The sequence below is a fragment of the Candidatus Nanohalococcus occultus genome (genome assembly GCF_029207735.1).
Lineage (GTDB): Archaea > Nanohalarchaeota > Nanosalinia > Nanosalinales > Nanosalinaceae > Nanohalococcus > Nanohalococcus occultus.
The window spans coordinates 115,975-129,107 of sequence record NZ_CP104395.1; the positions used below are offsets into that span (position 1 = coordinate 115,975).

Below are 13,133 nucleotides of genomic sequence, written 5' to 3' on the forward strand. Positions count from 1 at the left end.
GTATGTCAATGGGTGCGCTCGGGTTTAAAGACAGTATTTTGACTGCGCAGTGACTACTCGTTCCGTCGATGGTTTTTATACTGAGGACGGCGAAGTAAGATGTAGTGGCTCCAAAAAACTGTATCGAAGTATCGTTCGAAGTGGCAAACAAGGTAGGAGGGATCTACCAGGTGTTGAAATCAAAATCCAGTACAATGCAGAAGTTCTACGGCGATAACTACTGGACTATAGGTATATACAACGAAGAAAACGCTAGAGACGACTTTACTCCAGGTAAGCCGCCGGAAGAAGTCAAAAGAATAATTGAAAAGTTTGAATCGAACGGTATAGATGTAAAATACGGGAGCTGGAGAGTCCCTGGCAATCCAAACTGCTTGCTACTCGATATATCCGATGTAATGGATAGAGCCGACGACCTGAAATCAGAACTCTGGGAGGAACACGGAATCGACTCTATGAATGTCGGCAACGACTTCGATGAGCCGCTTGTCTGGTCGAATGCCGTTGGAAAGCTGGTAAACGAGCTTGAAGATGTTCTCGAAGGCGAAACTGTTGTACAGATGCATGAATGGCTTTCGGCGCCAGCAATGTTCGAGTTTGACTCTCCGTCGGTCTTTACGACCCACGCAACGGTTCTAGGCCGCGCGCTGTCGAACTCGGATTTCCATCTACAGGAAGCGGTAAAACGCGGAGAGGTAGATGATTCGCTGGCCGAAGAGTACGGAGTCAAGGCCAAACACCAGATAGAAAAGGAAGCTGCCCGGGGTTCTGATGTCTTTACAACAGTAAGTAAGGTAACAGCAGAAGAAGCACAGGCCGTACTGAACAGAGAGCCTGACGTGGTGCTATCAAACGGTTTCAACGTCGAGGAGTTCCCTTCACTTGAGGAACTTTCCTTCCAGCACACCAACAAAAAAGAGAGGATGAAAGAGTTCCTCAGAGCATACTTCGAACCATACTACGATGTGGATCTGGAGAAAGATCCGCGTGTAATGTATATCTCAGGGCGTTACGAGTTCCACAATAAAGGACTGGATGTATTCATAGACGCTTTAGCCGAGATGAATGAGATGGATGGCGATGACGTATTCGCATTTATATTTGTTCCAAGCGATGTTAGCGGCCCGAAAGACGAGGTACTGGAAAATATCGCGCTCTATCAGGAACTTGAGGATTATATCGATTCGGTTATGCCTGAGATGCGAACACAGCTTCTGAACTCTCTTACATCTTACGAAGACCCTGGTGAGAAGCTAAATGAGCTTATAGAAGAGACTTCAAGAGATGTCGAGTCCTTACAGCACAATTTCCACGCAAGAGATACGGAAAACGCACCATTGTGTGCGTATGATCTGAATTACTTTGAAGATGAGATAATTGATAGGCTCCAGAGTTCTGGGCTTACAAACAGCGAGGACGACCGTGTAAAGGTTGTTTTCTACCCGACCTATCTTTCAAGAGGAGATAGACTGCTTTCAATGGACTATCAGGATGCGATCAAAGCCTCAAGCGCCGGAATCTTCCCAAGCTACTACGAGCCATGGGGATACACTCCTGTAGAAACAGCAGCGAACGGAGCGCTCTCAGTAACTACTGACATGGCAGGATTCGGCCAGTTCCTACTGGAGAACACTGACGAGTCCGAGCGCAAAGGAATCAGAGTGCTTGAGAGGAAAGGCGTTAGTGACAGCGAGGCGGCTTCGAACCTCGCGGAGATGTTACAGGATATAGTTACTTACTCGAAAACTGAGATCACGGAAAGAAAGCACAATGCTCGCCGTATGGCGCAGCTAACTTCCTGGGATAAGCTAGGAGAGAACTACAGAAAAGCACATGAGAAAGCGATAAAATGAGTTTCCAGATAGAGATAGATCACGTAAACGAGAAAAACCGTTCGGTACAGGACCTGCCGAAAAACAAGGTGCCTGGCTTTGTAAGGGCAGATCCTGATCTGGACAAGATCCGGAGAAAGGCAGAGGAAAACAGCGAGTACGAAAACCTGGTGGTCATAGGAAACGGCGGCTCTGTGACGTCCTTCAGAGCATATCTGTATGCTTTCATGCCTGAGACTGATCTCAACGTCCGTATAGTTACAACTCCTGAACCTGATTTCTTAAACCGTGTTTCAAGTGAAATGCGTCCGGAAAATACGATTGTCATGCCTATATCCAAGTCCGGAGAAACTGTAACGGTTATAGAATCACTTCTTTACTTTTTGAAGAGAGAATACGATGTATTCGGCATCACTTCCGACAACGATGGCGCGTTAAAACAGATACTTGAGAAAACCGGTTCTGACTGGATTGAACACCTAGATGTCGGCGGCCGTTTTTCCGGAGCCACAGAGACTGCTTTAGTGCCGGCAGCGTTCGCAGGGATCGATATACGAGAGATAAGAGAGGGAGCGGAAGAAATGTATGAGAAGCTCTCGCCTCAGAATAACTACAATCCTGCGCTGAACGTAGCATCAGCCTTCTACGATGCGGAAAAACAGGGTTTCGAACAGATCTTTACGGGTTTTTACTCTACACGGCTCTTCGGTTTCAAACCGCTTTTCGTACAGCTAATGCATGAAACCGTCTGTAAGGAGGGAGAGGGACAGACTGTCTTCGGCGATCTAGGCCCGGAGTTCCAGCACCACACCAACCAGAGAATATTCGGAGGCGAGCAAGATGTTCTACCTGTCTTTTTCAGAACAGATACTAACGAAAGAGAACACATCGAAATAAGTCACGAATTCGAAGGCATCGATCTTGGAGGTAGAGAACTATCCGAACTGGACGGTATGGAGCTGAAAGAAAGTGTTAAATCTGAGTACCAGGGCGTTAAAGACGCTTTGGACGATCAAGATGCGCCCAACATCACTTTCAATCTCACAAAGCTCTCTCACCGGGCGGCAGGAGAAACAGTTGCGTTTCTACAGTATGTTGCTGTTTACTCGGCCTGGTTACGGGATGTAAATCCTTTCGACCAGCCTGATGTGGAAAAAAGCAAGAAAAAAGGTTTTGAGGCACGTTTCTAGTCAAAGATGAATGTCGCAATACTTTCCCAAAAACTAAGTGATGGAGAGGACATCTCCGAGTACACGAAGTCTATCGCGATGTTTCTTAACGGAAAAGGTCATGAGGTTTCGATAGTCGCATTTGAGGACGGATCGGAGTATTCTTTACCGGAGGAAATCGATGTTGAGCGCGTCCCATTACATTTCGAAGCTGATAATCTTTACAACTGGGCGATGATGCTTAACAACGAGATAAAAGCAGGTGTTAACAACTTGCTGGATGGGAAAGACGTAGATATTATTCATGCCAACGACTGGGCGACTGTTCCTGGAGGTATAACGCTTTCAAACTATCTTGAGATTCCTCTTGTGGTGACTGTTCATTCGACCGAAAATCAGCGCGGTTTTGGTGGAGAAAACTCCGAGATGATATCGGAGATGGAATGGAAGGCAGGGTTCGAAGCAGACAAGGTTCTGGCGACCAATAATGATACTAGAAACTCTCTTCTCTTTGATTTGGATGTTCCGGAAGAGAAAATAGAGGTTATAGATCCGTTCGACGAGGGCTGGCAACACGAGCTTGTTGGGCAGTACAGCCAGCTCGTGGAGGAAAAAGCATGAAACCGCTTTTCATAACCTGGGAGTATCCGCCGATCAAGGCCGGAGGGATCGCAGCACACTGTGAAGATCTTGCGACAACCCTTGCCGATCAAGGCCATGAACCGGTTGTAATCAGCTACGGCCCACAGGAAGGGGTCGAACACCGCGATGGCGTGGAGATACACCGGGTCAACTCCACTGACAGAGCTAACGACACTCTCTCATGGGCGATGAGACTAGGACATGAAATCGAGCAGAAAGCCATCGAGCTATCTAAGGGAAAGCAGTTTGACCTGGTACATGCTCATGACTGGATGGCTGTGCCAGGAGCCACCGGCATCAAAAAGACTTTACAGATTCCGATGGTGTTCACGATCCACTCAACTCAGAAGGGAAGAGACGGGATCGACAGCAAGTACCAGTCAACAATCCATAACCTAGAATGGTACGGAACCTATGAGGCCGAAGAGGTCATTACGGTCGGAAAGGATTTCTGCGAGGAGGTAAAACACGTATTCGACGTTCCCGAAGAGAAGGTAAACTACATTCCAAACGGAGTTGACCTTGAAAAATTCGATTCTCACTCGCATGATCTGAATTACAACGACTATGCCTTAGACTGGGAGAATATCGTGCTTTTTGTCGGACGGATGTATCCACAGAAAGGTCCAGGGCATTTAATCGAGGCTATGCCGGAGATACTGGACAGGAATCCGGAGGCAAAGTTCGTTATGTGTGGAAGCGGAGCCACCGAACACTACAAAGGACTTGCCAAACAGCAGGTCGGTCAGAAAGTTCATTTTCCGGGATATGTCGCAGAGGAAGAGCTGCTCTCGCTTATGAAAAATGCTAAGATGACTGTCGCACCGAGCGTGTACGAACCGTTCGGTATCGTCCCGCTTGAGGCCGCAGCGTGTCGGACAGCAACTGTCGGAAGCTACGTCGGCGGGATGAAAGACACTATCGTCCATGAGTACACCGGTCTCCATACCTACCCGGAGGATTCTAACTCGATCGCCCACCAGGTATCGAGAGCGTTGAACGATCCTGGCTGGAGCGACTGGATGGGCGATAAAGCCCGTGAAAGGGTTGAGGATAACTTCCGATGGGAACAGATAAGCGCCTGGACTACCGGTATCTACCAGAGTGCTTCAAGCTAAGTATTTCTGATAGATGAACTCTGGTACCGAAGTCCGACGTCGCTGAAAAATTCTTTGAGCTTCATGTAGTTTTCCGAGTCTCCACGTTTCAACGGAGTAAACGTCTTTAGCCCTACATTGATCAGAACGGTTGTTCGACCCATCTTGAGGATGAATCTTTCGTTCTCATCCGATGGCTGGAAAGCATCGACTTTTTGATCAAATCTTTCCTCCAAACTATCTGCTGTCAGCTTCACAATTTTCTCAGACATAATTTTGTTACCTTACAGTGAACCATTAGCTCCACAGACTATATAAACATTTTGTTATTTAACGGTGACAATGGCTTCGTACGAGGATGAGGAAAAGTTACAGAACTATGTCGTAGACGAGTTCATCGACGAGCTAGGTCCTAATACGGCTTCCAGCATATTCGAGGTGGCTTCTCAAAGGCTTGAAGAGCAAGGTTCTGTAACCGAGGACGAAATCGAAGAGATAGTCGTCAATCTGGAAAGGTACACTCTCTAGTCCAGATGAACGGCCATAAGCTCCAGCATTCTGGCCTCTGCTTTATCGCTGAAGGAATGTCGCTCACCTTCGAACTTATGTAAGCTGACGTCAGAATTAAGCGCTTGAGCGGCTTCAAACGAGTTTTCCGGATGAACTGTCGTATCAGCGCCGCCGTGGAATATAACTGTCTCTGCTTCGAGATTTTCTACTACGCTATCGAACTGGTAGCTGTCAAAATCTTCGTAGAACCGTCTGTCAATAGTTTTTTCGCCGTGGTGTGTGAATTCTCCTTTCTCTTCAACTACTGCTCTGTACTTTTCCATAATCTTGTTGTAGGTTACTGGCGCCCTTCCGATAACAACCTCGGGTTCTAGATCCTCTGCGGCGTGAAATACAACTTTCTCTCCAAAACTGGAGCCGAACAGCACGAAAGTTCCGGGTTCAAAATGGTCTATAACTGCCTTTAGATCGTTTATACGAGAAGAAAGAGTCTGCTCTATGAAGTCTCCATCGCTCTCTCCATTTCCCCGGAAATCAAACCGAACAGTGTTGTATCCTCGTTCTTGAAAGTACTCACAGCGTTTTTCGTAACTGCCTTCCTTGTTCGAGCCGAATCCGTGGCAGAAAAAGATCCACTTATCTGAGTCGTCCTCGTGGTGAACGGCTGCGACCTCTTCGTTGTTTTCTACTTCGATAAAATGCTTCGAGCTTGGTTTCTCCGGAAGTCCCATAGTTATTCACTTTGAGGCAAGTTTTTTCTCAACCTGCTGTTGGAAATCCATTAAGTGTTCGGTTATAACTGCGAATCCTTCGTGAGGGTGATCGAAGTACGAAAAGTAGTTGTGTACGTTCCCGTCCTCGTAGGTCTTCGTAGCGATGTGGTGTAGGTGATCTGAGGTCAGGAATTTTCTCCAGACGTCTTTGATCTCCGGATCGTCCAGCTTCTTCACCTTGCTTTCCAGATCCTGCATCTTCTCGAAAAGCATTTTCTGCATCGGGTTGCCAAGCCATGCGCTCGCATCCATCTCCTGGTCAGCCCATGAAACGGTGTTGTACTCGAAGGCATCGAACTCTCCGACCGGCTCGTTTTCCTCTACGACGTCCCGGACCTTCGCGAACTTGATATCGCGTTCGGCGAACTCATGTGGCAGTGCTTCTAGGAACCAGAGGATTCCGGTGCCTTCCCAGTGGTGTTCTCCGAAGGTCTCATAGTCCATAAACAGGTTGATCATATCGCCTTCGGTCTCATCTATCCATGCGGCATACTTTTCAGCTGTCAGAGGGAACTCGCTCCACCATTCTGCGGAAAACCTGTATCCAACATCGTCGGTCAGCTTCCTGTTGCGCAGCATGATCGCCGGTGAGTCTTCTGCTACAAACTCCGGGACCTTGTAAGTATGGTTAGCTGAACGCCAGCCAAGTATTCGGTCAGCACCTTCCGTAAATATTCCTTTGTATCCTTCCTCGCCCGCGATCTTCCCGATCTCGTTGTGGTAGATCAATTCTGTATTCGTCATTACCTGAGGGGTGACTCCGAAGGTGTCTTCTATAATCTCTCTGTGATGGTTTAGCTGCCAGCGGAACTCCTCTTTGTCCTCGAAAAGACCTGCCAGTGAGTGGAAGTATGCCTGGCCGATGAAATCAATCGAGGAATCCGGGAAGCTGTTTAGCATATCGATTAGCTCGGGGTGGTACTCTTTGGCCTGTTCGATCCAAGACGTTGAGATCGAGAAGTTGACTTTCAATTCGTTTTCCGTTCCCTCAAGTTCCTTTGCCGCCCGCAGTAGCCGTTCGGTCGCAGGGAAATAACAGTTTTCCGCCACGTCCTTGAAGAAATGCTCGTTCATCTCATCGTCAAAATAACGGTCGTAAAGAGCGTCTGCGTCCTTTTTTACTCCGTCTACTCTCAGACGGTGTGGTTGATGTACTTCGAACGAAAGGGTTACCGGCGGCATATTAGAATTTTCTTTTGACGGGTTAAAAATCGGTCAGTGGTTTAAAGGGACTGATCGCGAATATACTAATATGGAGATTGAAACCCAGAAGCTAAAAGAGGGCGTCGAGATCACCGTCAGATCCGATGAAAAAGTCGCTCTCTCGGTCTGGGACGGAGATTTAGAGGAAATATACTTACCGGAGATGTCGGGCGATAACTCAACTTACTATGTTGAAAAAGAATCCAGAGAATGGGAAAACGGATTTCAGGTCTTACATCGCGGCGAAGTCGATGAAATAGAAGTAATATCCTCGTAAATTCTGTAAATTTTCTCAGAACTACTTTTCCAAGACCTTTCAGTTGCTATTTCTACATCGGTTTCCAGAGCTTTCTCTATGTTTTCCTTTAGAGAATCCGAGTTACCTTCCGCCTTAAAATAGGTTTGCTCAGGTAGGATTTCAAGCGCACCGCTCTCAGTAGCAACCACGGGCGTACCACAGCAAGCTGCTTCTGTAATAGTCAGTCCAAACGGCTCGTTTCTGGATGGGGAGACGAAAACATCAGCTGAGCTGTAGTAATCGCCTAATTCGCTGTCGGGGATAAAGCCTACGAACCTGACGGAATCTTCTATTCCCAGAAGCTCTACGAACTGTTCAAGCGCGTTTTTCATGTGTCCGGTCCCGCCGAGTACAAGCGTGCCTCTATCCAGCTTCTCGAAAGCCCGGATCAGAAGCTCGATTCTTTTCTGCTCGGCATGCCGACCTACATAGAAGATCATCTCACCCTCAATCCCTAAATCGGATTTGACGTCTTTTCCATGGGTCTCCGGCTTCTCGTAGCCGTTGTAGATAACTTCTGGTTGTCTGCTGTATTTTTCATTTACTTCCTCGGCCAGGCTTTCACTGACTGATATCAGGACATCAGATTCTTCGGCTGCGGCCTTTTCCATTCGCTCAAGCCGTTTCGAGGGTGTTCGGGATCGTCCGGAGCTAAGTGAGTGGAATGTCGAGACCCATTTTACATCGCTGTATTTTTTGGATTTGAATCCGGCTTCGGCTCCAAACCAGTCGTGAGTGTGGATTATATCGTAGTCTTCGGCGATCTCTGCGACTTTCTGGCTCATTATCCGGGACCGGTCTATCATGTCTCCGTTCCCGGTCTCGATTGGTATCACGTTCTCAAGAGAGGGCGCACGAGCCTCCGGTAAGGCTAGATCGATCCGAACTTCTTCATTTTCCCTCAGGTGTTTGAATACTTCTGCCACGTGGATGTCCAGCCCGCCATCGATGTCCGGGGGGAAACCCCAGCCGAGCATCAAGACATTCATTCGATCTCTAATGCTTCGTTCGTCTTCTGGATGCTGGTCTGTTTGTCCTCCATCTCGAACATCGCACGGATAGCATCAATGTTTTCCGGTACAACAATTGCTTCCTGGTGAACCATGTGAATCCAGTAAGCTGTTCCGTCCTCAACGGTGACGGTTTCCTTCCAGACTCCTGCTTCCGGCATATCGCTTCGAGGTCTTTCAAGATCTCTCATCATCTCATGTACTTTCCCCGTTGAATCGTATCCGTCTTCTGCCTCGATCAGACGTACGCGTGGCTGGCCGTCGAATGCGTCCAAGACTTCCTGTTCGCTGACATCTTCTTCCAGATTCGCGGTAACCATGTGGACGTGTCCGTAGGTCACAGGTACTTTGACTGCAAGCGTTTTGATGTCCAGATCGGGCATCACTGCCTGCACGTCCGGTCCGTGGTGGCTTGGAACCTCTGTAACAGGGATTGTTGAGTTGATAGGTCCGCGCCCGTCCTGCGGGATGTCTCCTCCACGTCTAACCAGGTTTGCTACAGCATCTTCGACTCCGAAGGCTTCATCGACTGCGCTCATTGTTCTTGAAAGAGAGGTGGTGTTACAGGATACGACTTTCACAAAATCTTTTCCTTCTGCTTTTTCGTAGTTGGCATCGGCGTTGAACGCGACAGGTGCGATCTCTGGGTCGGCTCCTCCCTGGAAGATTGCTTTGACGCCGTTTGGCTCGTAAAGATTTTCCTTGTTTGCCTTATCGATTCCGGGCGGTGTGGCATCGATGACTACATCGACTTCTCCTGCCTCGATTAGCTCTTCCAGTACGCCTTCGACGTGGAAACCCTGGCTTTCCAGATTCTCCTTTCCGTCCTCGTTTGAAGCGTAAAGATCAGTTCCATGAAGCGCGCCTTTCTCCTTCAGTACGGTTCTCAAACCTCCGTTCTGGGATACATCGGAGATCGCTCTCAAAGTCATATCGTCCTGTTTTTTGACAGCTTCCGCTGTTCTCTTCCCGATCGTTCCGATTCCGTTTACAACTACGTTTACCATTGTTACAACTAGGTTTTGGCTCTCGCAGAATAAAAGTTGATGTAGGGGTTACTCGAATTCCGATAGGTTCTCGATCTTCCCTGCTCCGTCACCGGTGCCGCGGTTATGGAAAACCCTTTCCGCTGCTCTGTCAATTACCGCGGTGTATTCTTCAGTGTTTCTTATCTCGATGTCGCCTCGGCAGTCAACCCGCATCTCGTTGAGGTAATGGCCTTGCCAGCCTTCCTCACGCAGTAGGCCGAAAACTTTCGTGATCCATGAAGGGCTTGGCTTCGGTCGTTCCACGAAAAAGTAGCCGCCGGTCATGTGGCCGAACTCGATAGCAGTAACAAGTCTCTTCGCTCCTTCGCCGTCATCTTTTTCCTCAAGATCTGTGACTTCCATCGGTATTGAATCGTTTTCCACTCGTATATCCGGCTCGCTCCAGACACTGTAAATCTTGAAGCTGTTAAAATCCTCTGTCTGAAGCTCTTCGTTCTCGAAACCGTAAACGTGGGTTTTAACTCTCATAGTAACTGTTTTGATTACTGAAACTAAAAATAAGTTATGAATCTTCCATCAAGAAACTCTAGGTCTCACAAGGGAGAAAACGGCAAGGTCGCAGTTATCGCAGGATCAAGGGACTACACTGGCGCCCCGGCTTTGGCCTCGAAGGCGGCTCTGAGGACAGGGTCTGATCTGGTCAAGACACTGACTTCGAAGGATATACAGGACACAGTGGCTTCTTACTCTCCGAACTTTATCGTAAGATCTTATCCGGGATGTTATCTGAGTCCGAACGGAGTAAAGCCAGCACTTGAGTTAGTCAGATGGGCGGATGTAACTTTAATGGGTCCAGGACTCTCCAAACCAGATACTGAGGCTCTAAAACAGATATTCCAGAACTCTCAGACAAAATGGGTCATCGATGCCGATGGTATAAAGCCGGCAATAGAAGTCGAAGTTTCAAATGCCATCTTCACGCCGCATAACGGCGAAGTCAAGTATATAACAGATGCTTACGGTTCGATAGAGAGTTTTGTCGAACAAACTGGCAACGTCGTCGTTGAAAAAGGCAGTACGGACAAGATTTATTCGAAAAACGGCGTTAAGGAAAATAATACGGGAACTTCGGCGATGACGGTCGGCGGCACAGGTGATGTACTCGCCGGCATAATTGCGTCTTTAATATCACAGGGGCTGGAACTTCAGAATGCGGGATATACTGGAGCCGTTATCAACGGGAAAGCTGGAGAGCGGGCGACTGAAACTTATGGGAGCGGGATGCTTGCGACAGATCTGATTGAGAACATACCGGGAGCTATGAAAAATATCTAGTCATCTAGGGTATCGTAGTAAGAGTTTTCCCGTTTCCAGCCTGGTTTGAACTCGTAGTTTATACCTGAGCCTTTGAAAACTTCAGTTAGATCCGCTACTTTTTCCTCGCAGCATTTTGGCACTAGATAACGCCATTCTTCTCCTGAACGCAGTCGTCTGCGAACCTCCGTCCCGCTATAGATGCCTTTCTGGTGTAGTTCGTGTTCTATGATCTCCAGCGCAGGATTTTCCTCTACAGCCTTGATTGTCTCAGGGTTTCTGCTCGCGATTCCGTCTAAGTCTATCCGTTCTTCCAGCTCTCTGGCCCATTCTTCGTCGCTCTCACGGTCTTCGATGCCAACTATCTCCTTGCTCGGAAAACATTCCTCGATAATCTGTTTTCGTTGCTTGAAGCTTAAGGGATTGTCTCTCGAAGGTTCTTCCGCAACTCCAACCACTATAACTACTTCGTGATCCTTTTCCAGTGATTTGACGGCCTTGAAGTGTCCTTTGTGGAACGGCTGAAACCGTCCAATGAATCCAACTCTCATTCGAAGATTTCGTCACCTAAACTCAGGACATCGGATTTCGTGAACTCTAAGATTTCTTCAGAGTCTGTCAGCTTCGCTATTTCTGCGGCTACTGTGCCTGCGTTGTTGTAAAGCTCTTCGCTTATCTCATCTTCCGTGTCTATGGCTCTGCGGATAAGCTTCCAGTCTGCTGTTAGCTTGTGTTCTGGCAGCTCCTCTCCTGTAAGCTCTAACTGTCTTTTCCGGACGTAGCTCATCTTCGCGATCTCCTGCCAGTCAAAATCTATTTCGCTGTAAGGCGCTTTGTCTCTAAACTCTTTTTCCAGGACTCCGAGCAAAACACTTTCCCGTAGCTCGTCTTCGAACGCCTTGTCTGGATCTAGAGCGATCATTATCTCTTCATGGGCGGAAATCAGGCTGCTAGCTCTATCAGAACTCTGCCATGTAAGAAATATCTCCGGATCTTCCAGCTCTATTCCGTACTCGAAACTTTTCCAGGTGTTTTCAACTATTCTTCTTGCTTCCTGTAGTTCACGTTCCGTGGGTCTTATTGATACGCTCATCTGTCTTCACCGAAAAGTTCGTCTCCGGCCTGTAAAACGTCTTTCTTCGTGAGTTCAGGGAACTCTTCAAGGCTTCGGGTTTCCAGGAGTTTCTTGCCGATGTAGTAGGAGAGGCTGTAGCCCAGCCAGTTAGGGTGGTCTCCGTCCTCGTCTTGGTTTATGTAGAGAGGGTCGGGGTGAGTGACTTCTCGGCTTATGTTCTCTCTGATGTCCTCCCAGTGTTCTGAGATCTCGGATTCAGAGTGTTCGGTCCGCCAAGGCGAACGGTATTCTGCGAGCTTCGAGGCAAGGTTCTGTGTCAAGGCTTCATCAAGTATGTACTGCCATAGAACTTTGGTATACTCGTCTTCTATGTTCTCATAGAACCAGGTATGACCGTATTCGTGTACCGCGGTCGCCAGAAGCGCCTTCTTCCACTTTTCCGGGGTTGTATTGAAACTGATATGGAAATGTCCGGAACCATATGACTTTCCGGCAACGCCGTCCATGTTTTCCTCAACAAACGGGTCTCCTGTCCACCCAAGCCCTATACTTACACACTCGTCCTTTGGAAGCAGTTTCGATGCTTTATCCAGACCTTTCTCGGTAATTTTCCGGGCTGTTTCCAGTTCTTCTTTCCCCGGTTTTACACTGTACTCTGTCATTCTTTCCACTTGATGTTACAGCCCTGGGAAGGAGGTTGTTCCTGAGGCGGATCCTGGCGTTTAAGCATTGATTCGATTGCTTCCTTCATATCACGGCTTTGAACTTCCTCGCTAGGACCTGACTTATCGTTCAGTCGGCCTTTGTAGTATAGCTTGTGTCTCCAGTCCAGTAGGAACGGATCCGGTGTACACTCGGCGCCGTATGCCTTTGCGACTTCTTGATCGCCGTCAATAAGGTAGTAAAAGTGTTCTGAGTCCAAATCGTTTTCCTCGATGAAATCTCCCATCTTGTCAACGCTGTCCATCGGATGGGTTTCCGCATTCGCGTTGATGCCGACTATCGCGATCGAAGAGAACTCATTGTTTAACTTACGTAGCTCTTCGGTCTGAGCCTTGACAAACGGACAGTGGTTACACATGAAAACGACTAGAACGCCATCGTAGTTGTCCAGATCGGTTAAGCCAACGTTTTGACCTTCATAGTTTTCGAGTTCGAAGTCGGGGGCTGTATCGCCTACCTCAAGTTTGGAATCTGACTGTGTCAGGCTCATATCTTGGA

At 48.0% G+C, this 13,133-nt stretch carries 17 protein-coding genes; 7 read left to right on the plus strand and 10 right to left on the minus strand.

What is annotated here, in order from left to right; translation table 11 throughout:
* Positions 1-104: 104 nt before the first annotated feature.
* The 4 genes from SVXnc_RS00650 to SVXnc_RS00665 are packed head-to-tail and all read left to right on the plus strand — an operon-like array spanning position 105 to position 4,761.
* The gene (locus tag SVXnc_RS00650; protein WP_347722034.1) at positions 105-1,853 is read left to right on the plus strand and encodes a glycogen/starch synthase; all 1,749 of its coding nucleotides are present in this window, start codon (positions 105-107) and stop codon (positions 1,851-1,853) included.
* Positions 1,850-3,022 (plus strand): hypothetical protein, encoded by a 1,173-nt coding sequence (locus SVXnc_RS00655; protein ID WP_347722035.1) that lies wholly within the window; start codon positions 1,850-1,852, stop codon positions 3,020-3,022. Before SVXnc_RS00650 ends, SVXnc_RS00655 begins: the two co-directional genes overlap by 4 nt.
* 6 nt (positions 3,023-3,028) lie before the next feature.
* On the plus strand, positions 3,029-3,622 hold the full coding sequence (locus SVXnc_RS00660) for a glycosyltransferase family 4 protein (protein WP_347722036.1): 594 nt from the start codon (positions 3,029-3,031) through the stop codon (positions 3,620-3,622).
* The gene (locus SVXnc_RS00665) at positions 3,619-4,761 is read left to right on the plus strand and encodes a glycosyltransferase family 4 protein (RefSeq protein WP_347722037.1); all 1,143 of its coding nucleotides are present in this window, start codon (positions 3,619-3,621) and stop codon (positions 4,759-4,761) included. The genes SVXnc_RS00660 and SVXnc_RS00665 overlap by 4 nt, the downstream gene beginning before the upstream one ends.
* Here SVXnc_RS00665 and SVXnc_RS00670 read toward each other — a convergent pair.
* Positions 4,758-5,012 (minus strand): hypothetical protein, encoded by a 255-nt coding sequence (locus SVXnc_RS00670; RefSeq protein ID WP_347722038.1) that lies wholly within the window; start codon positions 5,010-5,012, stop codon positions 4,758-4,760. The genes SVXnc_RS00665 and SVXnc_RS00670 overlap by 4 nt on opposite strands.
* Positions 5,013-5,082: 70 nt before the next feature.
* Between SVXnc_RS00670 and SVXnc_RS00675 the strand changes: the two genes are divergently transcribed.
* Entirely contained in the window at positions 5,083-5,268 is a 186-nt protein-coding gene (locus tag SVXnc_RS00675; protein ID WP_347722039.1) for a hypothetical protein, read from the plus strand.
* On the opposite strand, the gene SVXnc_RS00680 is transcribed toward SVXnc_RS00675, so the two are convergent.
* Both SVXnc_RS00680 and SVXnc_RS00685 read right to left on the minus strand, forming a co-directional pair.
* Positions 5,265-5,981, minus strand: coding sequence for an alpha/beta hydrolase family protein (locus SVXnc_RS00680; protein WP_347722040.1), 717 nt, complete (start codon positions 5,979-5,981; stop codon positions 5,265-5,267). The two genes, SVXnc_RS00675 and SVXnc_RS00680, sit on opposite strands and share 4 nt — an antisense overlap.
* Before the next feature lie 6 nt (positions 5,982-5,987).
* A complete protein-coding gene (locus SVXnc_RS00685) occupies positions 5,988-7,205 on the minus strand; it encodes a glycoside hydrolase family 57 protein (protein WP_347722041.1) in 1,218 nt (405 codons plus the stop codon).
* Positions 7,206-7,275: 70 nt separating this feature from the next.
* On the opposite strand from SVXnc_RS00685, the gene SVXnc_RS00690 reads away from it, so the two are divergent.
* Positions 7,276-7,503: a hypothetical protein gene (locus tag SVXnc_RS00690; protein WP_347722042.1), complete on the plus strand. Its 228-nt coding sequence runs from the start codon at positions 7,276-7,278 to the stop codon at positions 7,501-7,503.
* Here SVXnc_RS00690 and SVXnc_RS00695 read toward each other — a convergent pair.
* Genes SVXnc_RS00695 through SVXnc_RS00705 form a run of 3 tightly spaced genes read right to left on the minus strand, consistent with a single transcriptional unit; the run spans position 7,452 to position 10,051 of the window.
* Positions 7,452-8,513: a glycosyltransferase family 4 protein gene (locus tag SVXnc_RS00695; RefSeq protein WP_347722043.1), complete on the minus strand. Its 1,062-nt coding sequence runs from the start codon at positions 8,511-8,513 to the stop codon at positions 7,452-7,454. The two genes, SVXnc_RS00690 and SVXnc_RS00695, sit on opposite strands and share 52 nt — an antisense overlap.
* A complete protein-coding gene (locus SVXnc_RS00700) occupies positions 8,510-9,541 on the minus strand; it encodes a type II glyceraldehyde-3-phosphate dehydrogenase (protein ID WP_347722044.1) in 1,032 nt (343 codons plus the stop codon). Before SVXnc_RS00700 ends, SVXnc_RS00695 begins: the two co-directional genes overlap by 4 nt.
* A 48-nt stretch (positions 9,542-9,589) precedes the next feature.
* A complete protein-coding gene (locus SVXnc_RS00705) occupies positions 9,590-10,051 on the minus strand; it encodes a hypothetical protein (RefSeq protein ID WP_347722045.1) in 462 nt (153 codons plus the stop codon).
* Between the two features lie 36 nt (positions 10,052-10,087).
* Between SVXnc_RS00705 and SVXnc_RS00710 the strand changes: the two genes are divergently transcribed.
* Positions 10,088-10,858, plus strand: coding sequence for an NAD(P)H-hydrate dehydratase (locus SVXnc_RS00710; protein WP_347722046.1), 771 nt, complete (start codon positions 10,088-10,090; stop codon positions 10,856-10,858).
* On the opposite strand, the gene SVXnc_RS00715 is transcribed toward SVXnc_RS00710, so the two are convergent.
* The 4 genes from SVXnc_RS00715 to SVXnc_RS00730 are packed head-to-tail and all read right to left on the minus strand — an operon-like array spanning position 10,855 to position 13,125.
* Positions 10,855-11,388, minus strand: a complete 534-nt coding sequence (locus SVXnc_RS00715) for an adenylyltransferase/cytidyltransferase family protein (protein WP_347722047.1) — start codon at positions 11,386-11,388, stop codon at positions 10,855-10,857. The genes SVXnc_RS00710 and SVXnc_RS00715 overlap by 4 nt on opposite strands.
* A complete protein-coding gene (locus SVXnc_RS00720; protein ID WP_347722048.1) occupies positions 11,385-11,930 on the minus strand; it encodes a hypothetical protein in 546 nt (181 codons plus the stop codon). The genes SVXnc_RS00715 and SVXnc_RS00720 overlap by 4 nt, the downstream gene beginning before the upstream one ends.
* The gene (locus tag SVXnc_RS00725) at positions 11,927-12,574 is read right to left on the minus strand and encodes a DUF2268 domain-containing putative Zn-dependent protease (RefSeq protein WP_347722049.1); all 648 of its coding nucleotides are present in this window, start codon (positions 12,572-12,574) and stop codon (positions 11,927-11,929) included. The genes SVXnc_RS00720 and SVXnc_RS00725 overlap by 4 nt, the downstream gene beginning before the upstream one ends.
* The gene (locus SVXnc_RS00730) at positions 12,571-13,125 is read right to left on the minus strand and encodes a thioredoxin family protein (protein WP_347722050.1); all 555 of its coding nucleotides are present in this window, start codon (positions 13,123-13,125) and stop codon (positions 12,571-12,573) included. Before SVXnc_RS00730 ends, SVXnc_RS00725 begins: the two co-directional genes overlap by 4 nt.
* Positions 13,126-13,133: the final 8 nt, after the last annotated feature.